Below are 22,689 nucleotides of genomic sequence, written 5' to 3'. Positions count from 1 at the left end.
CACTCAGGTCATTTACAGCACAATCAGAGGTGGCAAATGAAAAAATTCCTTATGCTCATTTTAGCGGGGACACTCTTGCTCACCGCCTGCGTGCTCTCCTATCAAATCTTTTTAGATACAGACCGGCAGGCCGTTGCAGATTCTCTCCAAACGAAGAAAAAGCGAAAACAACCCCCTAAACCCACTTGGATTGATAATGGCTCAAATGTGGTTGTCTACCTTGTCCCTCATCAAGATGACGAAGTGCTCACCTTTTCGGTCCCGATCCTGAATGACATTCGAGGCGGAAAAAAAGTTTATCTCGTGCTCATGTCCGACGGGAGGGGGACTTTCGCCCGCACCGTGCTGAACGGGAAATTTGACCAAAAAAATCCCCACAAAAAGGCGAAACCCTTCTACTGCCGGTTACATAAAAGATATCATGATCCGCAAAAAGAACATTATCTGCACGGTTGGCTGACCATCGAGGATGTTGCCGAGATCCGGCTGCGTGAATTTTATCATGCCGCTGAAGCGCTGGGCATCCCGAGCAATCAAGTGCGATTGAACATGATCGAACATTTCACTTATGATACGGTCAGACAGGTCATCCTGCAGGAAGTGAAAAATTTCCCCAACGCGGTATTTAAATCGATGTCGCCGATCGATTCACATAAGGAACACGCCATGTGCGGCATCGTATTAAATGATTTGCTGAGAGAGGGAAAAGTAAAGCAAGCGGAAACCCATTTTGCCTCGATCTTTACAGACCGCTTCAGCCACAAGAAATTTCCCGGATATAAAATGCGCTTAACGCATCAGGAAGACGCGGCCAAAGTCCGCAAGGCACTCAAAGCTTACATGACCTGGAACCCTGAGCACGGCGAATACGCGATCGGTTACCATAGCGTTCCGTCCCAGTTTATCAGCATGGAGAGAAGAATTTATACGAAAATTATTCAAGAAAAACGGCCAACAGAACAGGAACCTGTGAAAAAACAAGTGGCTACCGTCAAAGCGGAGTGATTCATAAAAAAAAGCATCGGCGTACAAAAGCCGATGCTTTTCTTGATGGTTACCGTTCGATTACGGGAACCTTTTTGATGATTTTGTCCGCCAACTCCTGATAGAGCCGGCCCGTCGGATGGTCTTCGGGATAAACAGACGGCGAATAGTCGGGATCGTCGGGATTGTTCACGGGCGCTCCCAAGGGAATTTGAGCGAGTAGCTCCACTTTTAGCTCCTGTGCCAGTTTCTCCCCTCCGCCGCGGCCGAAGACGTATTCTTTTTCCCCGTTTTTGTTTTCGTACCAGGACATATTTTCAACGACGCCCAGCACTTCATGATTGGTGCGGATGGCCATGGCGCCGGCCCGGGCAGCGACAAAAGAGGCTGTGGCATGAGGGGTGGTCACGATAATCTCTTTGCTTTGCGGGATGAGCTGATGAACATCCAGAGCCATGTCACCGGTCCCCGGCGGCAAGTCTAACAGCATATAGTCCAACTCACCCCAATGAACTTCAGTGAAGAAATTGCGCAGCATCTTACCCAGCATGGGACCGCGCCAAACCACCGGAGCATTGTCTTCCACGAAAAAGCCCATCGACATTACTTTGACTCCGAAGCGTTCCACCGGCAAAATCGTCTCGCCGATGACGACCGGCCGTTGTTCGATTCCCATCATGTCCGGGACGCTGAAGCCGTAAATATCCGCGTCAATTAGGCCTACTTTTTTTCCTGCTCTGGCCAGGGAAACGGCCAAGTTCACCGTCACGGTCGATTTGCCCACCCCGCCTTTTCCGCTGGCCACGGCGATAAACTCCGTTTTCGAATCTTGGGCAAGTATGGCAGGAACCGCCTGTCCGGGTTGAGGCTGTGCCTGTTTGCGCAAACTTGCCGAAAGGGCTGCACGCTCTTCATCGGTCATCGCGCCAAAGCTGATATCCACCTGTTCGGCGCCCAGATTCTTGAGCGCATGTTCCACATCTTCTTTAATCTTAAACTTCAAGGGGCATCCCTGAATCGTCAAAATCACGTCCAGTGAAACGCGGCTGTTCTCGATCCGGATATTGCGAATCATATTCAGTTCAACGAGGCTTCTGTTCAACTCGGGATCTTTGACATGCTTTAACGCTTCCATTACTTGTTCTTTTGTGATCATCTCAAGGGAACACCTCAATGTCGGGATCAGTTTCATATCGATTATATCATATCAGTCATGCAGAGACGGGGGTTCCTTTTGCGAATAAAAGCCGATGATTCCATAGTAAATCGAGGCAGCAACCTTTTTTTGGTAATTTTCACTGGCAAGAAGAGCCGCTTCCTGGGGATTGGATAAAAAGCCTACTTCCACCAGGGCGGTCGGGACCGGCGACGCTTTTAGAATATAGATATCCCCTTTTTGTTTGGGAAGACGGTTGGTGTTGCCCAGCTGACGAATCAATTCTTTTTGGATCAAGGTTGCCAACTTCTCATTTTCTTCGCGGACGGGATTATAAAACGTCTGGGCCCCTGACCAGCGGGAAGAAGGAAAAGAATTTAAATGAATGCTGACGAGAGCATCGGCATTTTTTTCTTTGGTAATATGAATCCGCTTCAACAGGTCTTCCGTTTTGCGGCGGCTCAGCCTTTGGGTTCCCGGCTCAGCAAGGTCCCGGTCTTTTTCCCTGGTCATGATGACAAAAGCGCCCGCTTCCTGTAAGTAGTCCCGCAAGTAAAGGGAAATTTTGAGGGTTACATCTTTCTCCAACAGCCCCTGCTCGCTCACCGCCCCTCCGTCGGGGCCACCATGTCCGGGATCAATCACGATAAATTTTCCGGTTAAAGGCAAGGTCCATGAGGTGGTCGTATCTTCGAAAAATGTTTGATTCAGGAGAGGGAGCGTAGCCAACCCAAAAAGAAAGCCAAAACTAAGCCAAAAAATCTTTCCCTGTCTGGTAGACCAATGAAGTTGTTTCAACATAGCCTTCGCCTCACTGTACATGCTTGGTTGATAATGTATATGGGACGAGGCTGAAGAATATGAATGGCGATCTGCTCACGGAACAACTCCATGCATGGCCCCGGCTCTCTTTACCTCCATTTCTGCCGGGCTCCCCGGACAAACCATCTGCGCACCAGATCCTCCAGCAAGATCAAAACAGATTCACAACTCCATTCATCCAGCCAGCCAAACAGCGAAAATTCTTGAATGAGCTGGTAAACCAACCGCTCCCCGTCTCCTTGATAAAGACGACGGTAAAGGTCTTCCAACGTCTGCTCTTCGTTCGAAGCACGGAGGTGTTCCCTCGCCCTTTTTGCTTCAAGAATTCCCCATACAAATGCTTCATACGCTGTGCGGTAGACCAATTCCAAAAGAATGGTCCGTTTCTGTTCAGACCAAAAATGCGTCATCGGCTCGACCAGCTCACGGGTGGTCTTCATCATATCGGCCCAGGGAAACCGGTTTAATGCCTTCGTGCGGATTTTCTCCTGATGAACGATCCGCATGAGTTCCAGATCAATGATTTGCCCCACAAGTGAACGGCTCCTTTATTCAACACTGACATAGTCTCAGTGTTGACGAAAAGAAAAAGAAAAAACCCCCATAACAGGGGGTTTTGGACAATCCCGGTTAGCGCTTGGAGAATTGCGGTGCGCGGCGGGCTGCTTTGAGTCCGTATTTTTTACGTTCTTTCATCCGCGGGTCACGGGTCAGAAAGCCTGCTTTTTTCAAGGTTGGACGAAGTTCGGAATCCACTTTCAAAAGGGCACGGGCAATACCGTGACGGATGGCGCCCGCTTGACCGGTATAACCTCCGCCATGAACATTGACGAGTACATCATAACGATCCAGCGTATCTGTCAACACGAGCGGCTGCCGAACAATTGCTTTCAGGGTTTCCAGTCCAAAGTAATCGTCGATGTTACGACCATTGATCACGATGCGCCCATCTCCGGGAACGAGGCGCACCCGGGCGACAGATTCCTTACGGCGACCGGTTCCATAAAATTGAACTTGTGCCACGTCTCTCTCCTCCTTTTCCTTAACCGCGCAGTTTCCACTCAACCGGCTGTTGAGCCTGATGAGGATGTTCGGAACCAGCGTATACTTTTAATTTTTTCAGCTGTTGACGACCTAAGCTGTTTTTCGGAAGCATGCCTTTAACAGCGAGTTCGATCATGCGCTCGGGGCGGGTGGCACGCATTTGACCTGCCGTGGTCATTTTCAATCCACCTGGGTATCCGGAGTGACGATAGTAGATTTTTTTCGTCAGTTTTTTACCAGTCAGTTCTACTTGAGATGCATTGATGACGATCACGAAGTCACCGGTATCCACATGCGGAGTGTATTGAGGTTTATGTTTTCCGCGCAAGATGGTAGCAACTTCAGATGCCAGACGGCCCAATGTTTTACCCTTGGCATCGACCACATACCATTTCCGTTCCACTTCCATCGGCTTGGCCATATATGTGGTACGCATCGTATTCCCTCCTCTATCAGTAACGGAGTTCCCGTTTTGTTCTGAGTGATTTTGTGAAGCAGAAGACAACCAATAAGAATAGATTTTGCGCCGAACTGTTTCCACCGGGGCTACAGTGGAAAATACCAAGCGTTATCATACCTTATAACCGGCCGGATGTCAAGAAAAATCGTGCTTCGGAGCAATGTTGAGGCGTTTTCTGTGAAAGTGTGCTGTGTTGTAAGAGTGTTTCTGTGTTTGTGCTGCCGGGGCGGTCGGCCGTGTTGGTCTCCGTGCTCTTGAGGCCGACAGGATTTAAAAACTGGCCACTCCGGCCCTCTCGCTACGGGCGCGGGTCAAACTCGCTGTCGCTCAAATACGTTACCCGCTTCCTCCCTCCGCTCGGGGCCTCCGCTGGGTACGGTCTCAAAGGCACTTCGTCCAATCACGGCCTCCCTACACGATTTTGCATTTCATTTCTAGGCAGTATCAACTAGTCAGATTGTTTTCTGTACAAGATCGACACGAATGAGCGGAGGAGGAAAACAAATTCCGCAGCGGGCTGTCATCCAAAGTTATGGTAAGGTATCATGGCCTGTATTCTTTATCAATCTTCATAAATACCACCAGCAGAGAAAACTTTTTTGCGACGAGCGACTCTGCCACCGCATCGGAACGGAGTCGTAAAAAAGTTTTCGGAGCGGCCCTTTAAAAAGATCCACTCTCATTCCCGGATTGTGCTCAGTAATCATGATCGTTTTCGTTAACGAATGCTGTTTAAAGTGTTTCTGTAATTCTTCCGGGGCGGGCTTTCATTGAGCGCTCAGACAAGCTGCCACAACCGTTAGCTCTCCCACGGTGAATATCCCACTTCCACAAGAATCAAGCCTTCCGGCGGAAAAGTGGGGCCCGCGAGCGTTCGGTCACGTGCGGCCAGGATCGCGGGGATCTCCTCCGCCGATCGCTCGTGCCGGCCGACCTCATACAGAGTGCCGGCAATGATCCGGACCATATTGTACAAAAACCCGTTTCCCGTCAACTCGATATCGATCCCGCCCGCCACCTCTTTCACCCGGCATCGGTAGATCGTTCGCACCCGGTCGGTGACCACCGTTTTCGCCGAACAGAAAGAGGTAAAATCATGAGTCCCTTCAAGCAGCTTTCCGGCTGCCTGCATCGCATCCGGGTCAACGGGAAAAGGCAAATGAGTCCGGAAGCGGCGAGTAAAAAGATCGGGAACAGGCCGGGTATCAATCTGGTAGCGATACGTCTTCCAATAAGCGCTCTTCCGCGCATGAAAAGAATCATCCGTTTCAGCAGCCGAGATGACAATGAGATCTTTCGGCAACATGCGCCGTAGGATATACGGATATTTTTCCGCAGGGATGGGGCTGGCTGTAGTAAAATGGCAAACTTGGCCCAGGGCATGCACGCCTGCGTCTGTTCGTCCCGATCCGTGAATTTCAATTTCTTCTCCTGTCAGTCTATAGAGTGCTTCTTCCAATGTTCCCTGAATAGTGCGCTGTCCGGGCTGGCGCTGAAATCCGGAAAAATCGGTCCCGTCATAAGCGATGACCATTTGAATCTTTTTCATCTGAAACTCCTACTTTCTTAAGAGCCACAGGGCTGTCAGCAAGATCACGAAGAGGAGGAGCAAGACGACATCCAGATGCGAGTAATGAAGCTCCCTCCATTTTGTCCGCCCCTTTCCTCCCCGGTAACAGCGGGATTCCATTGCCAGCGCCAAATCCTCCGCACGGCGAAACGCCGAAATAAAGAGAGGGATCAAAACAGGTATATAGCTTTTCACCCTCTTGAAAACATGTCCGCTCTCAAAATCGGCTCCCCGGGCCATCTGGGCCTTTTTGATCTTCTCTGTTTCCTCCCACAAGGTGGGAATGAACCGGAGAGCGATCGACATCATCAAAGCCAACTCATGCGCCGGCACTCCCAGCCGTTCAAAGGGCTTTAACAAACTCTCCATACCGTCTGTCAGATCGATCGGCGATGTAGTAAAGGTGAGGAGTGATGCTGCTGCCATCAACAGGAAAAAACGAATGGAGATGTAAATCGCTTGACGAACCCCTTCTTCATAGATGGTGAGAAATGAAAATGAAAAGAGCGCCTCTCCTCCTCTGGTCATCCAAAGGTGAAGAAGAGAGGTAAGGAGAATCAAGATGAAAACAGGCTTCATCGACCTGTAAAAAACAGAAAGGGAGATACGCGAAAAATAGATTCCAATCCCGGTAAATAGCACCAATAATCCATAAGTTGCCGGATTATTGGCGAGGAACACGGCAAACATATAAGCAAAGACAAATAAAAGCTTTGCCCGCGGGTCCATTTGGTGAAGCGGAGAATGACCGGGAATGTACTGTCCGATCATCCGAATTCCCCCTTCCGCGTGAGCAGCTCCCTTTCCAGCTCTTCCAAACGGAAAATGGTCAAAGGAAGCGGGGGATTCAATCGTTCGTTTAACCGCAGCACCAATTTGGAAATCTCAGGGAGATCCAGCTTATACTCCCGTAACTTTTCCGGCTGGGAGAAAACTTGAGCCGGCGGTCCGGACTCTGCACACCGTCCATCGGATAAGATATAAAGAAAATCCGCGTATCGGGCCGCTTCATCCATATCGTGGGTAACTAAGATCACGGTAAAACGGCGCTCACGTTGGAGTTGGTAAATCGTCTCCAGTAACTCTCGGCCGGACCGCGAATCCAGACCGGCCGTAGGTTCGTCCAGCACCAGGACATCCGGTTGCATCGCCAGCACGCCCGCAATGGCAACACGCCTCATCTGGCCGCCACTCAACTGAAACGGGGAGCGCTCAGCCAACTCCGGAGAGAGTCCCACCCACTGCATGGCCAAACGAACTCTTTCATCAATCTCCCCTTGCGTCAAGCCCTGGTTTTTTGGGCCGAAGGCAATGTCTCTCCCTACGGTTTCCGCAAACAACTGATGTTCAGGGTATTGGAATACCACTCCGACATGTTTCCGGAGTGACGAACCGCTTTTGGAGTTGTGGTGAACAGCATGAGGGCCTACTTGGATTTTACCGGCTGTCGGGCGGATGAGTCCCCCGATCAATTGAATCAATGTTGATTTTCCTGATCCCGTGGGTCCAAGAATCGCAGCGAACGTCCCGCTTGGAATCCGCAGGCTGACATCGTTGAGCGCCTGCCGGCTGAAGGGAGTATCAGGCATGTAGACATAACTTAGTCCTTCGATAAGAATCTCCATAGATCGGTCACCAGATCTTCCAGGCTTGTGATTCTCTCCCGCAGATGCCATCCGTGCCCGAGCAGCCGGTGATGAAGCCGGACCGCGAGAGGTACGTCCAGCCCCCATTTTTCCAGTATCAGCGCTATTGGATACAGCTCGTCAGCAGGCAGATCCAACTGAATGCGCCCCTCCGCCATCACGATGACTCGTTTAGCTAAAAAAGCTTCGTTTGCCGAATGGGTGATATGAATCACGGTTGTGCCTTTTTCATTGAGCTGTCGTATGATGCCGAGCACGTCTTTTCTTCCCTGGGGATCCAGCATGGAAGTCGCCTCGTCGAATACGATCACCTTTGGCTGCATCGCGAGGATGCCGGCAATCGCAAGGCGCTGTTTTTGTCCCCCTGACAGATGATGCGGTTCTCTCTGCTCCATTCCGGCAAGCCCCACTGCTTCCAGAGCATCCCGAATGCGCTCTTTCATTTCCTCCCGGGAAACCCCCAGGTTCTCCAAGCCGAAGGCGACATCGTCCTGAACGGTTGGAGCAACGATTTGGTTATCCGGGTTTTGGAATACCAATCCTACCTGTTGGCGAATGTACCACAAATCTTGCGTATTTGCGGTCAGTCTACCACCTACCCGCACCTCTCCTTCCACTGGAAGAAGAAGCCCGTTGAGCAGGCGGGACAGCGTCGATTTTCCCGAACCATTGGGGCCAATCACACTGACGTATTCACCCGGCATGATGGTAAGGTTGATGTCTTGGAGCGCCCAATCTTTTCTGGGAGCTTCCTCAGGCTGGTAGTGAAACCATACTCCCTTAACCTGAATCACCGGATTCATCATCCCTTTAAAAGAAAAAAGGGTAAACGTCAGGACCGGTCGGATCCTGCCCTCACCCTTTCAACAGACAGATATGCTTACTTTACCAATTCCAAATAAACCATCGGTGCTCCGTCACCGCGGCGCGGGCCCAGTTTCAGAATGCGCGTATAACCGCCGTTGCGTTCCTGGTAACGGGGAGCGATTTCATCGAACAACTTTTTGACAGCATCCACATGTTTGTTGTGCGTTACTTCTTCTCCGTCTTTCACGGTGTTGGAACGAGTGGTACGTACATAAGCGGCAGCTTGACGGCGTGCGTGCAGATCGCCGCGTTTGCCGAGAGTGATCAGCTTCTCAGCGATCGAACGCACCTCTTTAGCCTTTGCTTCGGTGGTTTCGATCCGCTCGTTGATGATGAGGTCGGTTACGAGATCACGAAACATCGCTTTACGCGCGGCACTGTCACGCCCTAATTTTTGATATGCCATCTGATTTCCCTCCTCTACCCGAAAATCAATCATCTTTGCGCAGGGAAAGCCCGAGCTCAGCCAGCTTTTCCTGCACTTCTTCCAGTGATTTACGCCCTAAGTTACGAACTTTCATCATATCTTCTTCGGACTTTTGCGTGAGCTCTTGAACCGTGTTGATACCGGCGCGCTTCAGACAGTTATAAGAGCGGACGGAGAGATCCAATTCTTCGATGGTCATCTCCATCACTTTCTCTTTCTTGTCCTCTTCTTTTTCCACCATGATTTCAGCATCTTTGGCCTCTTCGGTCAGCCCGACGAACAGCATCAGATGCTCATTCAAAATCTTGGCGCCCAAGCTCACAGCCTCATCCGGCATCAGACTTCCGTTCGACCACACTTCTAATGTGAGTTTATCGTAGTTGGTAACTTGTCCAACACGCGTGTTTTCGACATGGTAGTTAACCCGCTCAATCGGGGTGTAGATCGAGTCGATGGGAATGACACCGATCGGTTGGTCCGGGCGTTTGTTTCTTTCAGCGGATACATATCCGCGGCCACGATTCGCTGTCATCCGGATGCGAAGGTGAGATCCTTCGGCTAATGTGGCGATGTGAAGATCCGGGTTCAGGATTTCAACATCACTGTCGGCGCGGATGTCTGCGGCTTTCACCTCACCGGCACCTTCCACGTCGATCTCCAGGATCTTTTCTTCATCCGAATGGATTTTCAGCGCCAGCTGCTTCAAATTGAGGATAATTTCAGTTGTATCCTCCACTACACCAGGAATCGTGGAAAACTCATGCAATACCCCATCAATCTGGATGGTTGTAACGGCCGCACCTGGCAAAGAGGACAACAGGATACGGCGCAGAGAGTTGCCCAGGGTAGTGCCGTATCCGCGCTCCAAGGGTTCTACCACAAATTTTCCGTATCGATGATCTTCGCTGATCTCCACAGCTTCGATCTTCGGCTTTTCGATTTCAATCATACGGCTCACAAACCCTCCTTCAGAACGTCGCGTTCCGGGCATTACTCACCAACTGGTGATCCTTCGTTGTGCAACATGGATTGGGTCCAGACGGACCAGTCCTATCCAGTATACACAAACTTCAACCAAGATAAACCAAAAAACGGTCATTAAACACGACGACGTTTCGGCGGGCGGCAACCATTGTGCGGGATCGGTGTAACATCTTTGATCAAGTTGACTTCCAAACCTGCCGCTTGCAGAGAACGGATCGCTGCTTCACGACCGGCACCAGGTCCTTTAACCAGTACCTCAACGGTTTTCATGCCGTTTTCCATCGCGGTTTTGGCTGCTTGTTCTGCTGCCATCTGCGCGGCGAACGGAGTGCTTTTGCGGCTTCCTTTAAAGCCCATGGTACCGGCGCTGGCCCAAGCAACCGCGTTTCCGCGCGGGTCGGTAATCGTAATGATGGTGTTGTTAAAAGTGGAGCGAATGTGTACCACACCGTGCTCAACGTTCTTTTTGGCACGACGTTTTACGCGCTGAGTCGTTGTACGTTTAGCCACTGTTTTCCCTCCTTGCATTCATTATTTTTTCTTGTTCGCAACAGTACGACGCGGTCCTTTGCGGGTGCGGGCATTGGTTTTGGTACGTTGACCACGAACCGGCAAGCCGCGGCGATGGCGAATTCCACGAAAAGAACCGATCTCAATCAAACGCTTGATGTTGAGAGCCACTTCCCGGCGCAAATCACCTTCAACAACAAGGTTTTTATCGATGTAGCTGCGCAGTTTGGATACTTCATCTTCAGTCAGGTCACGAACCCGGGTATCCGGGTTGATCCCGGTAGCTTCCAAGATTTTTTTGGATTGAGAACGACCAATTCCATAGATGTAGGTGAGAGCGACCTCGATCCGCTTTTCACGTGGCAGGTCAACACCTTCGATCCGTGCCATACGGACACCTCCCGTCCTTAACCTTGTTTTTGTTTATGCTTAGGATTTTCACAAATTACCATAACCGCCCCTTTGCGACGAATCACTTTGCACTTCTCGCAAATGGGCTTCACCGACGGTCTAACTTTCATTTCGGTTACCTCCTGTCTCTTTCGCAGACCCTGATCGGTCAGACGGGTAAGCGATGAGAGTCACCCCATCCCTTACTTATAACGATAAGTGATCCGTCCACGGGTCAAGTCGTATGGTGAGAGCTGAACAGTCACTTTGTCGCCCGGCAAAATCCGGATAAAGTGCATACGGATTTTTCCGGATACATGGGCGAGCACCTCATGACCATTTTCCAACTCTACTCTGAACATTGCATTCGGCAGGGGTTCTCTGACAATCCCTTCCACCTCGATCACATCTTCTTTGGCCATCGACTCACTCTCCTTTCTGCTCAAGCTTTCCGCACTGGAGCAGGTACTGGTTCAGGGCGTATCGCAACTTGGCATTATTCACACGACCGAAATTCTCTACAACGTCAGCTACTTCTTCCGAAATCACATTGGTCATCTGGATATGCTTCACGTTTTTCTTTTTTGGACGGTCAAACTTGCGCTGGTCCCCGTCAGCCAACCAAACAAAATGGGGTTCTTCCAAGCCGATGACAATCGCATATTTTCCGGCGTCTCGTCCGCGGAGAATACGAACAATTTGCCCTAGACGGGGTCGACTGTCAACATCCGTCACGTCCATCACCCTTCACCTGTATTACGCTGTCGTAAGAATCTCATGACCTTCATCCGTGATCGCGATGGTGTGCTCAAAATGAGCACATAACGAACCATCCGTTGTGACAACCGTCCAGTTATCCTCAAGTGTCCGGACAAAGCGGCTACCCGCATTTACCATAGGTTCGACAGCAAGAGTCATTCCCGGCTTCAGGCGAGGACCTTTACCTGGCAAACCGTAATTGGGCACGCTGGGTGCTTCATGCAAGTTTTGGCCAATGCCATGACCTACGTATTCACGGACGATTGAAAAACCCGCTTGCTCCGCAACTGATTGAATCGCATGTGAGAGATCCCCGAGCCTGGCTCCCGGTTTCGCCTGCTCTAACCCTTTGTACAGCGAAGCTTCGGTTACCTCGAGCAATTTTTCGGCTTCCGGGGAAACCCTCCCAACCGGGTAAGTCCAAGCCGAGTCACCATGGTACCCATCATAACAAGCGCCGATGTCGATGGAGATAATATCCCCTTCCATCAGTTTGCGCTTCCCGGGAATTCCGTGAACCAATTCATTGTTCACGGAAGTGCAAATGCTGCCCGGAAAACCATTATAACCTTTAAAGGAAGGGATGGCTCCAAAGCTTCGGATCACTTTTTCGGCGAGCTGATCCAGCTCCAGGGTCGTAATCCCCGGCTCAATGACCTTTTTTAACTCCTGATGAGTTAAATATACGATTTTTCCCGCTTGCCTCATGCGTTCCAATTCTTTGGCCGACTTCAAAATGATCATTTTTCTGACCCTCGAATCAGCGACAAGATGGAGTCTGTCACATGTTCGATCGGCTGCTTCCCATCCACGCGATGCAATTTTCCTGTTTTTTGGTAGTACTGGAGCAGCTTTTCCGTTTGCTCCATATTGACCTTCAAACGGTTTGCGACCGTTTCGACGCGGTCATCATCGCGCTGATAAAGCTCCCCGCCACAGCGGTCGCAAACCCTCTCCACCTTCGGCGGTGCAAACAGTACATGGTAGGTTGCGCCGCAATCACGGCAAATGCGCCGACCGGTAAGACGCTTTAACAGTTCGTCTTCATCCACCTCGATGTAGATGACATGGTCAAGTTCTCTTCCGAGGTCTTTCGTGAGTTCGTCCAACGCTTCTGCCTGCGGGACCGTTCTCGGGAAACCGTCCAGCAAAAAACCGTTCGCACAATCATCTTTGCCCAAGCGTTCGCGAACAATACCGATCGTCACACGGTCAGGAACCAATTGTCCTTGATCCATGTAAGATTTCGCTTCCAAACCAAGCGGTGTCTCTTCTTTCACTGCTGCCCGAAACATATCTCCGGTCGAGATATGCGGAATGTTCAACTCATCAACAATCCGAGCCGCCTGAGTCCCCTTACCGGCTCCGGGCAATCCCATCAGTACGATATTCAAGCGCCATCCCTCCCGGTTCATTTGCCTGCGAGCGGCTCGATACAAACCTGCTCATGCATAGTCCCCGGATCCGAAACTCCGGGGTTTTCAAGTAAAATTATCTGTTCATAAAACCTTTGTAGTGACGTTTAATCAACTGACTTTCGATCGTTTTCATCGTTTCAAGCGCGACCCCAACCACGATCAAGAGAGATGTGCCGCCGATCTGCACGCTTTGAGGCAAATCAGCGATGGCGATGAAGAAGATAGGCAGAATGGACACAGCCGCCAGGAACAGAGCACCCGTCAGCGTGAGGCGATTCATCACCCGGGTCATATAGGTGGATGTGTTTTTACCTGGGCGAATCCCAGGGATAAAGCCGCCGTTTTTCTTCATCTGGTCAGCCAGTTGAATGGGGTTGATCTGCACAAACGTGTAGAAGTAAGTAAACCCGATGATCAGGATGACATAAAGTGCCATTCCAAGGCCGAACTTCGTGTAGGTGAAGTTGTCAATGATCCAGTCTGCCACCGGATTCCCTCTCCAGAAATTGGCGATTGTCGGCGGGAACAAAAGCAGGGACAGAGCAAAGATCACCGGAATCACGCCGGCCGCGTTTACTTTGAGCGGAATGTGGGTGGATTGCCCACCGTACATCTTACGTCCCACTACACGTTTGGTGTACTGTACCGGAATTTTTCTGACGCCCTGTTGGATGTAAATGACACCAACAATTACGATCAGCACGACGAGCAGAATGCCGACAGCTTTGACGATGCTCAGGAACAGCTGTTGATCGGCTTTGGCAAACAAGCTCTCATACATCTGGGCGATACTCGTTGGGATGGCAGCGACGATTCCTGCGAATATCAAGATCGAAATGCCGTTTCCGATTCCCTTATCGGTAATTTGCTCGCCAATCCACATCAGGAACGCCGTTCCGGCTGTAAGAGTGATGGCGATGAGCGCATAACCCCAGAAACTGGTATCTGTAACAAACCCTGCGCCTGCACCAAAATAATTGTTAAAGCCGATCGACAAACCGATGGACTGGATAATAGCAAGTCCGATGGTAAAGTAACGCGTGAACTGCGCCAACTTCCGGCGTCCGGATTCCCCCTCTTTCGCCCAGCGGGCAAAGGCGGGGATCACATCCATCGTCAACAGCTGCACGATAATTGAAGCAGTGATATACGGCATAATCCCCATGGCGAAGATCGAGAAATTGCCGAACGCATTTCCGGAAAACGCGTTAATCAGCCCGAACATTCCTTCGGATTGATTGATCATCTGCTTCAATACATCCGCATTGGTGTTTGGAACCGGAATAAAGCTTCCGATTCGAAACACCACTAACATCAACAGAGTAAAAAGGATGCGACGACGAAGATCTTCCACCTTAAAAATGTTGCCCAGGTTCCGAATCATTAGATTACCTCCGTCGCTCCACCAGCGGCGGTGATTTTTTCAGCAGCGCTTTGAGAGAATTTATGGGCCTTTACGGTCAGTTTTTTGTTGAGTTCACCGTCGCCCAACACTTTCAATCCGCCTTTGAGGTTCTTCACAACTCCCGTTTCGACGAGAAGTTCCGGTGTTACTACGCTTCCATCCTCAAACCGGTTCAGTACATCCAAATTGACGATCGCGTACTCGACGCGGTTCGGGTTGGTAAAGCCGCGTTTGGGCAAACGTCTGTAGATCGGGTTTTGTCCCCCTTCAAAGCCAGGACGTACGCCGCCGCCGGAACGTGCTTTTTGCCCTTTATGGCCTCGGCCGGCGGTTTTCCCTTGACCGGCGGAAATTCCGCGGCCCAGGCGTTTTCTCTTATGGCGAGAGCCCGGAGCAGGTTTTAACTCATGAAGTTTCATGCTTCGCACCTCCTCTTCATCATGTGCTACAGATTACTCATTCACTTCTTTTACTTCGACCAGGTGTTTTACTTTTTCGATCATACCACGAATGGCCGGATTATCTTGATGAAGAACGGTCTGTTCCCGCTTGCGAAGACCAAGTGTGCGCAGGGTGACACGTTGCGTTTCCGGACGGCCAATCATACTCCGTTTGAGAGTAATCGCCAGTTGTTTTGCCACGGTCATCCCCTCCTTATCCTAACAATTCTTCTACGCTTTTTCCGCGCAGTTTGGCAACGTCTTCAGGACGTTTCAGATTTTGTAATCCGTCCAGGGTCGCACGAACCATGTTGATCGGATTATTGGAGCCGGTAGACTTGGTAAGGATATCACCAACACCGGCAACGTTCAGCACGTCACGAACAGGTCCGCCGGCAATAACACCCGTACCTTTGGAAGCCGGCTTCAGGAGAACGCGTCCCGCACCGAAATGTCCGATGATCTCATGAGGAATGGTGCTTCCCATGAGCGGGACAGTAATCATATTCTTTTTCGCGGCTTCAATACCTTTTCGGATCGCTTCCGGAACTTCGGCAGCTTTGCCGATTCCCGCTCCAACTTTCCCTTTGCCGTCACCGACAACGACAAGGGCGCTGAAACTCATGCGGCGTCCGCCTTTTACCGTTTTTGCTACGCGGTTGATGTTAACCACTTTCTCAATGTACTCAGGCTGCGCAGCATCTTTTTTGCGTGGCTTTTCTTGTCTGCTCAAAAGTCCAGACCTCCTTCCCGTGCTCCTTCGGCTAATGCTTTCACTCGACCATGATAGAGATATCCGCCCCGGTCAAAGACAACTGCTTTATAACCTTTTTCCATTGCCCGCTTCGCGATCATTTCGCCTACTTGACGAGCAGCATCCACAGTAGAACCGCTGATGCCTTTCGCTTTGAATTCAGCATCCAGGGTGGAGGCAGATGCCAAAGTGGTGCCCGTCATATCGTCGATCAACTGGGCATAGATGTTTTTCGAAGAACGGAAAACATTGAGGCGGGGACGCTCAGCCGTGCCAAAAAGCTTTTTACGAACACGCAAGTGGCGTTTTTTGCGCTTTTTGTTTCGATCCTCTTTTTGAATCACGGTGCAGCTCACTCCCTTCTATATTAAGCGATTCGTTTACTTACCGGTTTTACCTTCCTTGCGTCTGATCCGTTCGTCGCTGTATTTAATCCCTTTGCCTTTGTACGGCTCAGGCTCGCGGATGGAGCGGATGTTAGCCGCTACTGCCCCGACTTTTTGTTTATCGATGCCACGAACGATGATCTGGGTGGCAGTTGGAACTTCAAGTTCGATTCCCTCTTCCGGAGTCACTTCAACCGGATGGGAGTAACCGACGTTTAACACCACGTTGTTGCCTTTTTTGCTGGCCCGGTATCCGACACCGACCAACTCAAGCGTTTTGGAGAAGCCATTGGATACGCCTTCGATCATGTTGGCGATCAAGCTGCGGGTCGTACCGTGAAGCGCACGATGAGTGCGGTGATCGCTTGGACGTACCACAAGCACTTCATTGTTCTCCAGCTTGATGGCGATATCGGGATGGAAGTCACGGGTTAAGGTGCCTTTCGGCCCTTTCACGGTTACTTTGTTTCCTTCGATTTTTACTTCTACACCGTTAGGTACAGAAATCGGTTTTCTGCCGATACGAGACATTCCATTCACCTCCATCCAAGAGAGTTTTACCAGATGTATGCGAGTACTTCTCCGCCCACTTTCTGCTGGCGCGCTTCCTTATCTGTCATGATCCCTTTGTTGGTAGACAGAATGGCAATACCCAATCCGCGCAACACACGGGGAACTTCACTAGCCTTGACATACACGCGCAAACCTGGTTTACTGATCCGTTTCAGACCAGTGATCACTCTTTCATTGTTCGGTCCGTATTTTAAGAAGATCCGCAAGATCCCTTGTTTGTTATCCTCGATGTATTCCGCATCCCGGATAAAACCCTCGCGCTTCAGAATCTCGGCAATTTCCCGTTTCACACGCGAAGCAGGAAGCTCTACGCTCTCATGGCGGACCATGTTGGCGTTCCGGATTCTTGTCAGCATATCAGCAATTGGGTCTGTCATCACCATGCGAGAACCCTCCTTCCATTCATCATTACCAGCTTGCTTTTTTTACGCCGGGAATCTGCCCTTTGTAGGCCAATTCACGGAAACAAATACGACAGAGACGGAATTTGCGATATACCGAGTGCGGGCGGCCGCAACGCTCGCAGCGGGTATATTCACGCACTTTGAACTTCTGCGGGCGCTTCGCCTTCACGATCATCGATTTCTTGGCCAAGTGATTCCCTCCTTTTTAAGTGAATGAAAATCCGTTCATTGCTTGCGGAAAGGCATTCCCATAAGGGTCAAAAGCTCGCGTGCTTCTTCATCCGTATCCGCGGTGGTTACGATGACTACATCCATCCCGCGCACTTTGTCGATTTTGTCATAAGAGATTTCCGGGAAGATGAGTTGTTCTTTGAGTCCCAGAGTGTAGTTCCCGCGGCCGTCAAACGACTTCGGCGAAACACCGCGGAAGTCGCGCACCCGAGGCAGGGCGACATTCATCAGTTTGTCGAGGAAATGATACATCCGTTCGCCGCGCAAGGTCACTTTTACGCCGATCGGCATACCTTCACGGAGCTTGAAACCGGCGATTGATTTCTTCGCACGGGTAACCACCGGTTTTTGACCGGAGATCGCAGTCAGGTCTTCAACTGCGCCATCCAATGCTTTCGCATTTTGTACAGCTTCACCGACACCCATGTTGATTACAACTTTTTCGATTTTCGGCACTTGCATCGGTGACTTGTAGTTGAACTTTTTCATGAGTGCTGGAGTAACTTCGTTCAGGTAGAGTTCTTTCAAACGAGCTGCCATCAGGTGAACCTCCCTTCTTCACAAATTACTTGTCGAGGATTTCCCCGGATTTCTTCGCGTAACGGACTTTCTTCTGTTCGCCGTTTTTCCCCTCGATGAACTTGTAGCCAATCCGTGTCGGCTCTTTCGTTTTCGGGTCTTCGATCATCAAGTTGGAGATGTGAATCGGAGCTTCTTTCTCAATGATTCCGCCCTGAGGGTTGGCCTGGGTCGGGCGGGAATGTTTTTTCACCATGTTCACACCCTCAACGAGTGCGCGGTTCTCCTTCGGGAAAACTTTGATCACACGGCCTTTGGTGTAAACTTTTTTGCCGTTTTCAAAGTACGGAGCTTCTTTTCCGCGCATGACGATCACGATGTCTCCCTTTTTGATGTGCACTTTGTTTTGTTTACCGGACATGCTCGGCACCTCCTTATCTCTCGGAGATTATCTTTACGCATTTGAATCCTTACAGCACTTCCGGTGCCAAAGAGATGATTTTCATGAAGTCACGCTCACGCAGTTCACGGGCAACTGGGCCAAAAATACGCGTACCGCGCGGGCTTTTATCTTCTTTAATCACGACAGCAGCGTTTTCGTCAAAGCGGATGTAGGATCCGTCCGCACGGCGGGTCGGACGCACGGTACGAACCACCACGCATTTCACTACATCACCTTTCTTGACAACGCCACCGGGTGTTGCTTGTTTGACCGAAGCGACAATAATGTCCCCGATTCCTGCGGTCGCCTTTTTGGAACCACCGAGTACACGGATGCACATAACTTCTTTCGCGCCAGAGTTGTCTGCCACACGAAGACGAGTTTGAGGCTGAATCATCAGTTTCCCTCCTTCCAGCGTCATTCACGCGCGTATGGAATTAGATGATAACCGCTTCTTCCACGATATCCACCAGACGCCAACGCTTTTCTTTTGAAAGCGGACGAGTTTCCATGATTTTTACGATATCGCCAACTTTGGCCCTGTTTTCTTCATCATGGGCTTTAAATTTCTTGGTGTACTTGACGCGCTTTCCGTACTTGGGATCTTTTTTGTAGGTTTCCACAGTGACGACAATCGTTTTATCCATTTTGTCGCTGACCACTTTGCCGACACGTACTTTACGGCGAGTTGTGCGCTCGTTCATCCCTGTTTCCTCCTTTCGATACCCAGTTCGCGCTCACGAAGAACGGTTTTGCAACGGGCGATGTTCTTGCGAACCTGACGCAGGCGAGCAGGGTTATCCAATTGCCCGGTTGCAGACTGGAAACGGAGGTTAAACAGTTCCTCTTTGTACTGTGCGAGCTTTTGCTCGATCTCGGCGGTGGTCAACTCCACTAGCTCTTTCGCTTTCATTCGTTACCACCCGCTTCACGTTTTACAAATTTGCATTTAATCGGAAGTTTGTTGGCTGCAAGGCGCATGGCTTCGCGAGCTGTTTCTTCCGGTACACCTGCCAGTTCAAACATGATCTTGCCCGGTTTCACTACAGCCACCCATTTTTCAGGAGAACCTTTACCGCTACCCATCCGTACTTCAAGCGGTTTTTGGGTGATGGGTGTGTCCGGGAAAATTTTGATCCAGACTTTTCCGCCCCGTTTGATATAGCGGGTCATGGCAATACGCGCCGCCTCGATTTGCCGGTTGGTGACCCAAGCCGGTTCGAGGGCTTGCAAGCCGTATTCACCAAATGCTACTTCCGTACCGCCTTTCGCACGCCCTTTCAGGCTCGGACGATGGGGACGGCGGAATTTGACACGTTTAGGCATTAGCATGGCTTACTCGCCTCCTTCCGCTTCTCCCTTATTTTTGGCAGGAAGAACCTCACCACGGTAAATCCATACTTTCACACCGATCCGTCCGTAAGTGGTGTGAGCTTCCGCAAATCCATAGTCGATATCAGCGCGCAACGTGTGCAGAGGTACAGTTCCTTCGCTGTAACCTTCACTGCGAGCGATATCTGCACCGCCCAGACGACCGCTGACCATCGTGCGAACACCTTTCGCACCTGCACGCAGAGAACGTTGAATCGCCTGTTTCATGGCCCGGCGGAACGAGATCCGGCGCTCCAATTGTTGAGCGATGTTTTCAGCTACAAGATATGCATCAAGCTCGGGGTTTTTGATTTCATGGATGTTGATGTGGACTTTTTTATTGGTCAGTTTGGCGAGTTGAGCGCGAAGTGCCTCCACTTCAGCACCGCCTTTACCGATGACCATGCCGGGCTTCGCAGTGTGAATGGTGATATTCACACGGTTCGCTGCACGCTCGATTTCGACTCTCGAAACGGCTGCATCTTTCAGACGATCCTTGATAAATTCACGGATCTTGATGTCTTCATGCAACAGGTCTGCATAATCTTTTCCGGCATACCATTTGGAATCCCAATCACGAATGATACCAACACGCAGTCCGACTGGATTAACCTTTTGACCCAAAGCTTTATCCCTCCTTATTCATAAACTACTTTTCCGATACGACAACCGTAATGTGGCTGGTACGTTTATTGATTCTGCTCGCACGTCCCATCGCGCGGGGCATGTAGCGTTTCATCGTCGGCCCCTCATCAACATAAGCCTTTTCGACAACCAAGCGGCTGGTATCCAAGTTGTGGTTGTGTTCAGCGTTCGCTACGGCTGAAGAAAGAACTTTCTCAATGATCGGTGAGGCGGCGCGAGGAGTGAAGCGAAGGATGGCGAAAGCCTCTTCCACAGATTTGCCGCGAATCAGATCGATAACCAGACGCGCTTTGCGTGGAGCGATACGCACGTTGCGTGCAACAGCTTTTGCTTGCATAGTCTGACCTCCCCTCTGGATAACCTATCCTCTACCGTTTTTTCGTCTTCTTGTCATCGCCGGCATGACCTTTGAAAGTGCGGGTCGGGACAAATTCGCCCAGTTTATGGCCGACCATGTCTTCCGTCACATAAACAGGGACGTGCTTCCGTCCGTCATGTACGGCAAAAGTATGTCCGACGAATTCCGGGAAGATGGTGGAGCGACGCGACCAGGTTTTGATTACGCGCTTTTCGTTTTTCTCATTCAGCTCTTCCACTTTTTTCAACAGGTGAGCATCAGCAAATGGTCCTTTTTTCAGGCTGCGGCCCATATACTCAACCTCCCTTCGGATGAAGGTTTTTCATACTCATCGTTACTTCTTGCGACGACGAATGATATATTTGTCGGATGCTTTGTTTTTCTTGCGGGTTTTGTAACCAAGCGTAGGTTTGCCCCAAGGTGTGACCGGAGACTTGCGTCCGATCGGCGCACGGCCTTCACCACCACCGTGCGGGTGATCAACCGGGTTCATGACCGATCCGCGAACGGTCGGGCGTTTGCCTAACCAGCGGGAACGACCGGCTTTACCGATGGTGACCAGCTCGTGATCCAGGTTGCCTACTTGACCGATGGTTGCACGGCAGTCGAGGTGGATCATGCGGGTTTCACCAGAGGTGAGACGGATGATCGCATAATTGCCCTCTTTACCCAGAAGTTGCGCCGAAGCACCGGCAGCACGAACCAACTGTCCTCCGCGACCCGGTTTCAGCTCGATGTTATGAATAACGGTACCTACCGGGATATTCCGAAGCGGAAGCGCATTTCCCACACGGATGTCTGCATCCGGACCGGAGATGATCTCAGTTCCGACAGTGAGACCATGCGGAGCGAGAATGTAGCGTTTTTCACCGTCAACATAGTGAATCAAAGCGATGTTTGCGGAGCGGTTCGGATCGTATTCGATGGTGGCAACTTTGCCGGGAATGCCGTCTTTGTTGCGCTTGAAGTCGATGATCCGGTATTTCCGCTTGTGACCGCCACCTTGATGGCGCACAGTCAGTCTGCCCTGGTTGTTGCGACCGGCTTTTTTCACCAGCGGCACGGTCAGGGATTTTTCCGGTTTATCGGTGGTGATCTCTTCAAATGTGGATACGGTCATATGACGACGGGATGGGGTCGTCGGTTTAAAATTTTTAATGCCCACTTCTGTTTCCCTCCTTTTTCGCGGTATTTGAATTAGACTTCAAAGAGTTCGATCGGCTTGCTGTCTTCAGCCAGCTTGACGATCGCTTTCTTTCTCTCGGGCGTGCGGCCGGTGTAACGACCATAACGCTTTTGCTTTCCGGGAACACGCATGGTGTTCACTTTTTCCACTTTCACGCCAAAGATTTCTTCAATGGCTTTTTTCACTTCCACTTTGTTGGCGCGCACGTCTACTTCAAAGACGTATTTGCGGTCTTCCATCAACTCCGTGGATTTCTCGGTAATCACCGGACGACGGATAATATCGCGCGGGTCTTTCACTGGCCTAGCACCTCCTCAACGCGATTCACAGCTCCACGAGTGAGAATCAGCTTGTCATGGTAAAGCACATCCAACACATTCAAGCCATCAGCGGAGATCAGCTTCACACCGGGGATATTGCGTGTGGAGAGCACTGCATTTTCATCCAGGTTGTCGCTGACAACAAGCGCCTTCTTGTCCGCTCCCAGATTTTTCAGCACATTCACCATTTCACGCGTTTTGGCTTGTTCCAGTTTCAGCTCATCCAGCACGATCATCTCATTGTCTCTCACTTTGGAGGACAGAGCCGATTTAATCGCGAGACGGCGAACTTTCTTCGGCAATTTGTAAGCATAGCTGCGAGGCTGAGGCCCGAATACGACGCCACCGCCGACCCAAATAGGCGAACGGATGCTGCCGTGACGTGCACGCCCCGTACCTTTTTGTCTCCACGGCTTTCTGCCGCCCCCGCGTACAGCTGCGCGGTTTTTCGTTGCATGAGTGCCGCGGCGCAAGGAAGCTTGCTGCATGACGACCGCTTCATGCAAAACGGCTTCATTCGGAGTGATACCGAATACAGCATCGGACAATTCGATATCCCCTACCTGTTTACCGCTCATATCTAACACTGCTACCTTTGGCATGGATGAATCCTCCTTT

Annotated in this window: 39 protein-coding genes; 1 reads left to right on the top strand and 38 read right to left on the bottom strand. The window is 50.7% G+C overall.

Annotation, left to right across the window (positions count from 1 at the left end; all coding sequences use genetic code 11):
• Window positions 1–36 precede the first annotated feature (36 nt).
• On the top strand, window positions 37–1,005 hold the full coding sequence (locus BMW55_RS15730) for a PIG-L deacetylase family protein (protein WP_089971587.1): 969 nt from the start codon (window positions 37–39) through the stop codon (window positions 1,003–1,005).
• Window positions 1,006–1,054: 49 nt separating this feature from the next.
• Here BMW55_RS15730 and BMW55_RS15725 read toward each other — a convergent pair whose 3' ends face one another.
• The 38 genes from BMW55_RS15725 to rplD form a co-directional block, all read right to left on the bottom strand.
• Window positions 1,055–2,140 carry an Mrp/NBP35 family ATP-binding protein gene (locus BMW55_RS15725; RefSeq protein WP_089971584.1) on the bottom strand — a complete coding sequence of 362 codons (1,086 nt, stop codon included), beginning with the start codon at window positions 2,138–2,140 and terminating at the stop codon, window positions 1,055–1,057.
• Between the two features lie 51 nt (window positions 2,141–2,191).
• Window positions 2,192–2,941, bottom strand: a complete 750-nt coding sequence (gene cwlD / locus BMW55_RS15720; RefSeq protein WP_089971582.1) for an N-acetylmuramoyl-L-alanine amidase CwlD — start codon at window positions 2,939–2,941, stop codon at window positions 2,192–2,194.
• A 110-nt stretch (window positions 2,942–3,051) separates the two neighbouring features.
• A complete protein-coding gene (locus BMW55_RS15715; protein WP_089971578.1) occupies window positions 3,052–3,495 on the bottom strand; it encodes a hypothetical protein in 444 nt (147 codons plus the stop codon).
• A gap of 97 nt (window positions 3,496–3,592) precedes the next feature.
• Window positions 3,593–3,985 carry a 30S ribosomal protein S9 gene (gene rpsI, locus BMW55_RS15710; RefSeq protein WP_089971575.1) on the bottom strand — a complete coding sequence of 131 codons (393 nt, stop codon included), beginning with the start codon at window positions 3,983–3,985 and terminating at the stop codon, window positions 3,593–3,595.
• A 19-nt stretch (window positions 3,986–4,004) separates the two neighbouring features.
• Window positions 4,005–4,442 (bottom strand): 50S ribosomal protein L13, encoded by a 438-nt coding sequence (gene rplM, locus BMW55_RS15705; protein WP_089971571.1) that lies wholly within the window; start codon window positions 4,440–4,442, stop codon window positions 4,005–4,007.
• Window positions 4,443–5,265: 823 nt separating this feature from the next.
• A complete protein-coding gene (gene truA / locus BMW55_RS15700) occupies window positions 5,266–6,015 on the bottom strand; it encodes a tRNA pseudouridine(38-40) synthase TruA (protein WP_089971569.1) in 750 nt (249 codons plus the stop codon).
• A gap of 9 nt (window positions 6,016–6,024) precedes the next feature.
• Entirely contained in the window at window positions 6,025–6,807 is a 783-nt protein-coding gene (locus BMW55_RS15695; protein ID WP_089971566.1) for an energy-coupling factor transporter transmembrane component T family protein, read from the bottom strand.
• On the bottom strand, window positions 6,804–7,661 hold the full coding sequence (locus tag BMW55_RS15690; protein ID WP_089971563.1) for an energy-coupling factor transporter ATPase: 858 nt from the start codon (window positions 7,659–7,661) through the stop codon (window positions 6,804–6,806). Before BMW55_RS15690 ends, BMW55_RS15695 begins: the two co-directional genes overlap by 4 nt.
• Window positions 7,637–8,485 carry an energy-coupling factor transporter ATPase gene (locus BMW55_RS15685; RefSeq protein ID WP_089971559.1) on the bottom strand — a complete coding sequence of 283 codons (849 nt, stop codon included), beginning with the start codon at window positions 8,483–8,485 and terminating at the stop codon, window positions 7,637–7,639. The genes BMW55_RS15690 and BMW55_RS15685 overlap by 25 nt, the downstream gene beginning before the upstream one ends.
• Before the next feature lie 77 nt (window positions 8,486–8,562).
• Window positions 8,563–8,955: a 50S ribosomal protein L17 gene (gene rplQ, locus BMW55_RS15680; protein ID WP_089971556.1), complete on the bottom strand. Its 393-nt coding sequence runs from the start codon at window positions 8,953–8,955 to the stop codon at window positions 8,563–8,565.
• A gap of 25 nt (window positions 8,956–8,980) precedes the next feature.
• Window positions 8,981–9,925: a DNA-directed RNA polymerase subunit alpha gene (locus tag BMW55_RS15675; RefSeq protein WP_089971553.1), complete on the bottom strand. Its 945-nt coding sequence runs from the start codon at window positions 9,923–9,925 to the stop codon at window positions 8,981–8,983.
• A 149-nt stretch (window positions 9,926–10,074) separates the two neighbouring features.
• A complete protein-coding gene (gene rpsK, locus BMW55_RS15670; protein WP_089971551.1) occupies window positions 10,075–10,488 on the bottom strand; it encodes a 30S ribosomal protein S11 in 414 nt (137 codons plus the stop codon).
• 3 nt (window positions 10,489–10,491) lie between these two features.
• On the bottom strand, window positions 10,492–10,860 hold the full coding sequence (gene rpsM, locus BMW55_RS15665; RefSeq protein ID WP_089971548.1) for a 30S ribosomal protein S13: 369 nt from the start codon (window positions 10,858–10,860) through the stop codon (window positions 10,492–10,494).
• Window positions 10,861–10,877: 17 nt separating this feature from the next.
• Window positions 10,878–10,991, bottom strand: coding sequence for a 50S ribosomal protein L36 (rpmJ, locus tag BMW55_RS15660; RefSeq protein WP_022738894.1), 114 nt, complete (start codon window positions 10,989–10,991; stop codon window positions 10,878–10,880).
• Window positions 10,992–11,063: 72 nt separating this feature from the next.
• Window positions 11,064–11,282: a translation initiation factor IF-1 gene (infA, locus tag BMW55_RS15655; RefSeq protein WP_089971545.1), complete on the bottom strand. Its 219-nt coding sequence runs from the start codon at window positions 11,280–11,282 to the stop codon at window positions 11,064–11,066.
• Between the two features lie 4 nt (window positions 11,283–11,286).
• Entirely contained in the window at window positions 11,287–11,601 is a 315-nt protein-coding gene (locus BMW55_RS15650) for a KOW domain-containing RNA-binding protein (RefSeq protein ID WP_089971542.1), read from the bottom strand.
• Between the two features lie 15 nt (window positions 11,602–11,616).
• On the bottom strand, window positions 11,617–12,363 hold the full coding sequence (gene map, locus BMW55_RS15645) for a type I methionyl aminopeptidase (protein WP_089971539.1): 747 nt from the start codon (window positions 12,361–12,363) through the stop codon (window positions 11,617–11,619).
• Complete coding sequence (locus tag BMW55_RS15640) at window positions 12,360–13,013, bottom strand: adenylate kinase (protein ID WP_089971536.1); 654 nt, start codon at window positions 13,011–13,013, stop codon at window positions 12,360–12,362. Before BMW55_RS15640 ends, map begins: the two co-directional genes overlap by 4 nt.
• Window positions 13,014–13,110: 97 nt before the next feature.
• Window positions 13,111–14,421, bottom strand: coding sequence for a preprotein translocase subunit SecY (gene secY, locus BMW55_RS15635; RefSeq protein ID WP_089971533.1), 1,311 nt, complete (start codon window positions 14,419–14,421; stop codon window positions 13,111–13,113).
• The gene (gene rplO, locus BMW55_RS15630) at window positions 14,421–14,861 is read right to left on the bottom strand and encodes a 50S ribosomal protein L15 (RefSeq protein ID WP_089971529.1); all 441 of its coding nucleotides are present in this window, start codon (window positions 14,859–14,861) and stop codon (window positions 14,421–14,423) included. Before rplO ends, secY begins: the two co-directional genes overlap by 1 nt.
• Window positions 14,862–14,894: 33 nt before the next feature.
• Window positions 14,895–15,083, bottom strand: coding sequence for a 50S ribosomal protein L30 (rpmD, locus tag BMW55_RS15625; RefSeq protein WP_089971525.1), 189 nt, complete (start codon window positions 15,081–15,083; stop codon window positions 14,895–14,897).
• A 13-nt stretch (window positions 15,084–15,096) separates the two neighbouring features.
• Window positions 15,097–15,615 (bottom strand): 30S ribosomal protein S5, encoded by a 519-nt coding sequence (gene rpsE, locus BMW55_RS15620; RefSeq protein ID WP_089971522.1) that lies wholly within the window; start codon window positions 15,613–15,615, stop codon window positions 15,097–15,099.
• A complete protein-coding gene (rplR, locus tag BMW55_RS15615; protein WP_089971519.1) occupies window positions 15,612–15,980 on the bottom strand; it encodes a 50S ribosomal protein L18 in 369 nt (122 codons plus the stop codon). The genes rpsE and rplR overlap by 4 nt, the downstream gene beginning before the upstream one ends.
• Before the next feature lie 36 nt (window positions 15,981–16,016).
• Window positions 16,017–16,553 (bottom strand): 50S ribosomal protein L6, encoded by a 537-nt coding sequence (rplF, locus tag BMW55_RS15610; RefSeq protein ID WP_089971515.1) that lies wholly within the window; start codon window positions 16,551–16,553, stop codon window positions 16,017–16,019.
• Between the two features lie 26 nt (window positions 16,554–16,579).
• Window positions 16,580–16,978 (bottom strand): 30S ribosomal protein S8, encoded by a 399-nt coding sequence (rpsH, locus tag BMW55_RS15605; RefSeq protein ID WP_089971512.1) that lies wholly within the window; start codon window positions 16,976–16,978, stop codon window positions 16,580–16,582.
• A gap of 25 nt (window positions 16,979–17,003) precedes the next feature.
• Window positions 17,004–17,189, bottom strand: a complete 186-nt coding sequence (locus BMW55_RS15600) for a type Z 30S ribosomal protein S14 (RefSeq protein WP_089971508.1) — start codon at window positions 17,187–17,189, stop codon at window positions 17,004–17,006.
• Between the two features lie 35 nt (window positions 17,190–17,224).
• Window positions 17,225–17,770, bottom strand: a complete 546-nt coding sequence (gene rplE / locus BMW55_RS15595) for a 50S ribosomal protein L5 (RefSeq protein WP_089971505.1) — start codon at window positions 17,768–17,770, stop codon at window positions 17,225–17,227.
• Window positions 17,771–17,795: 25 nt separating this feature from the next.
• Complete coding sequence (gene rplX / locus BMW55_RS15590; RefSeq protein ID WP_089971625.1) at window positions 17,796–18,149, bottom strand: 50S ribosomal protein L24; 354 nt, start codon at window positions 18,147–18,149, stop codon at window positions 17,796–17,798.
• Between the two features lie 70 nt (window positions 18,150–18,219).
• Window positions 18,220–18,588: a 50S ribosomal protein L14 gene (gene rplN / locus BMW55_RS15585; RefSeq protein ID WP_089971502.1), complete on the bottom strand. Its 369-nt coding sequence runs from the start codon at window positions 18,586–18,588 to the stop codon at window positions 18,220–18,222.
• A 40-nt stretch (window positions 18,589–18,628) separates the two neighbouring features.
• Window positions 18,629–18,895, bottom strand: a complete 267-nt coding sequence (gene rpsQ, locus BMW55_RS15580) for a 30S ribosomal protein S17 (RefSeq protein WP_089971499.1) — start codon at window positions 18,893–18,895, stop codon at window positions 18,629–18,631.
• A complete protein-coding gene (gene rpmC / locus BMW55_RS15575; RefSeq protein WP_089971497.1) occupies window positions 18,892–19,104 on the bottom strand; it encodes a 50S ribosomal protein L29 in 213 nt (70 codons plus the stop codon). Before rpmC ends, rpsQ begins: the two co-directional genes overlap by 4 nt.
• Complete coding sequence (rplP, locus tag BMW55_RS15570) at window positions 19,101–19,523, bottom strand: 50S ribosomal protein L16 (protein WP_089971494.1); 423 nt, start codon at window positions 19,521–19,523, stop codon at window positions 19,101–19,103. The genes rpmC and rplP overlap by 4 nt, the downstream gene beginning before the upstream one ends.
• A 3-nt stretch (window positions 19,524–19,526) precedes the next feature.
• Window positions 19,527–20,186, bottom strand: coding sequence for a 30S ribosomal protein S3 (gene rpsC / locus BMW55_RS15565; RefSeq protein ID WP_089971491.1), 660 nt, complete (start codon window positions 20,184–20,186; stop codon window positions 19,527–19,529).
• Between the two features lie 25 nt (window positions 20,187–20,211).
• Entirely contained in the window at window positions 20,212–20,544 is a 333-nt protein-coding gene (gene rplV, locus BMW55_RS15560; protein ID WP_089971488.1) for a 50S ribosomal protein L22, read from the bottom strand.
• Between the two features lie 31 nt (window positions 20,545–20,575).
• Entirely contained in the window at window positions 20,576–20,857 is a 282-nt protein-coding gene (gene rpsS / locus BMW55_RS15555; RefSeq protein WP_089971483.1) for a 30S ribosomal protein S19, read from the bottom strand.
• A 42-nt stretch (window positions 20,858–20,899) separates the two neighbouring features.
• A complete protein-coding gene (gene rplB, locus BMW55_RS15550) occupies window positions 20,900–21,730 on the bottom strand; it encodes a 50S ribosomal protein L2 (protein WP_089971480.1) in 831 nt (276 codons plus the stop codon).
• A gap of 32 nt (window positions 21,731–21,762) precedes the next feature.
• Window positions 21,763–22,050 (bottom strand): 50S ribosomal protein L23, encoded by a 288-nt coding sequence (rplW, locus tag BMW55_RS15545; RefSeq protein WP_089971477.1) that lies wholly within the window; start codon window positions 22,048–22,050, stop codon window positions 21,763–21,765.
• Window positions 22,047–22,673: a 50S ribosomal protein L4 gene (rplD, locus tag BMW55_RS15540; RefSeq protein WP_089971474.1), complete on the bottom strand. Its 627-nt coding sequence runs from the start codon at window positions 22,671–22,673 to the stop codon at window positions 22,047–22,049. The genes rplW and rplD overlap by 4 nt, the downstream gene beginning before the upstream one ends.
• Between the last annotated feature and the right edge of the window lie 16 nt (window positions 22,674–22,689).

This window comes from Lihuaxuella thermophila (assembly GCF_900110165.1).
Classification (GTDB): Bacteria; Bacillota; Bacilli; order Thermoactinomycetales; family Thermoactinomycetaceae; genus Lihuaxuella; species Lihuaxuella thermophila.
This window is presented reverse-complemented; position numbering and strand designations above follow the sequence as displayed.

Bases quoted from the DNA above. Each gene is read 5' to 3' on its own strand.
- truA (WP_089971569.1), bottom strand. From the start codon at position 6,015: ATGAAAAAGATTCAAATGGTCATCGCTTATGACGGGACCGATTTTTCC.
- BMW55_RS15690 (WP_089971563.1), bottom strand. From the start codon at position 7,661: ATGGAGATTCTTATCGAAGGACTAAGTTATGTCTACATGCCTGATACT.
- BMW55_RS15725 (WP_089971584.1), bottom strand. From the start codon at position 2,140: ATGATCACAAAAGAACAAGTAATGGAAGCGTTAAAGCATGTCAAAGAT.
- cwlD (WP_089971582.1), bottom strand. From the start codon at position 2,941: ATGTTGAAACAACTTCATTGGTCTACCAGACAGGGAAAGATTTTTTGG.
- rpmC (WP_089971497.1), bottom strand. From the start codon at position 19,104: ATGAAAGCGAAAGAGCTAGTGGAGTTGACCACCGCCGAGATCGAGCAA.
- BMW55_RS15730 (WP_089971587.1), top strand. From the start codon at position 37: ATGAAAAAATTCCTTATGCTCATTTTAGCGGGGACACTCTTGCTCACC.
- rplO (WP_089971529.1), bottom strand. From the start codon at position 14,861: ATGAAACTTCATGAGTTAAAACCTGCTCCGGGCTCTCGCCATAAGAGA.
- secY (WP_089971533.1), bottom strand. From the start codon at position 14,421: ATGATTCGGAACCTGGGCAACATTTTTAAGGTGGAAGATCTTCGTCGT.
- rplV (WP_089971488.1), bottom strand. From the start codon at position 20,544: ATGCAAGCAAAAGCTGTTGCACGCAACGTGCGTATCGCTCCACGCAAA.
- rplP (WP_089971494.1), bottom strand. From the start codon at position 19,523: ATGCTAATGCCTAAACGTGTCAAATTCCGCCGTCCCCATCGTCCGAGC.
- BMW55_RS15695 (WP_089971566.1), bottom strand. From the start codon at position 6,807: ATGATCGGACAGTACATTCCCGGTCATTCTCCGCTTCACCAAATGGAC.
- rpsH (WP_089971512.1), bottom strand. From the start codon at position 16,978: ATGGTGATGACAGACCCAATTGCTGATATGCTGACAAGAATCCGGAAC.
- map (WP_089971539.1), bottom strand. From the start codon at position 12,363: ATGATCATTTTGAAGTCGGCCAAAGAATTGGAACGCATGAGGCAAGCG.
- rplM (WP_089971571.1), bottom strand. From the start codon at position 4,442: ATGCGTACCACATATATGGCCAAGCCGATGGAAGTGGAACGGAAATGG.
- rplQ (WP_089971556.1), bottom strand. From the start codon at position 8,955: ATGGCATATCAAAAATTAGGGCGTGACAGTGCCGCGCGTAAAGCGATG.
- rplN (WP_089971502.1), bottom strand. From the start codon at position 18,588: ATGATTCAGCCTCAAACTCGTCTTCGTGTGGCAGACAACTCTGGCGCG.
- infA (WP_089971545.1), bottom strand. From the start codon at position 11,282: ATGGCCAAAGAAGATGTGATCGAGGTGGAAGGGATTGTCAGAGAACCC.
- rplD (WP_089971474.1), bottom strand. From the start codon at position 22,673: ATGCCAAAGGTAGCAGTGTTAGATATGAGCGGTAAACAGGTAGGGGAT.
- rplF (WP_089971515.1), bottom strand. From the start codon at position 16,553: ATGTCTCGTATCGGCAGAAAACCGATTTCTGTACCTAACGGTGTAGAA.
- BMW55_RS15675 (WP_089971553.1), bottom strand. From the start codon at position 9,925: ATGATTGAAATCGAAAAGCCGAAGATCGAAGCTGTGGAGATCAGCGAA.
- rpsQ (WP_089971499.1), bottom strand. From the start codon at position 18,895: ATGAACGAGCGCACAACTCGCCGTAAAGTACGTGTCGGCAAAGTGGTC.
- rpsK (WP_089971551.1), bottom strand. From the start codon at position 10,488: ATGCAAGGAGGGAAAACAGTGGCTAAACGTACAACGACTCAGCGCGTA.
- rplE (WP_089971505.1), bottom strand. From the start codon at position 17,770: ATGGCAGCTCGTTTGAAAGAACTCTACCTGAACGAAGTTACTCCAGCA.
- BMW55_RS15650 (WP_089971542.1), bottom strand. From the start codon at position 11,601: ATGGACGTGACGGATGTTGACAGTCGACCCCGTCTAGGGCAAATTGTT.
- rpmJ (WP_022738894.1), bottom strand. From the start codon at position 10,991: ATGAAAGTTAGACCGTCGGTGAAGCCCATTTGCGAGAAGTGCAAAGTG.
- rpsM (WP_089971548.1), bottom strand. From the start codon at position 10,860: ATGGCACGGATCGAAGGTGTTGACCTGCCACGTGAAAAGCGGATCGAG.
- BMW55_RS15685 (WP_089971559.1), bottom strand. From the start codon at position 8,485: ATGAATCCGGTGATTCAGGTTAAGGGAGTATGGTTTCACTACCAGCCT.
- rpsS (WP_089971483.1), bottom strand. From the start codon at position 20,857: ATGGGCCGCAGCCTGAAAAAAGGACCATTTGCTGATGCTCACCTGTTG.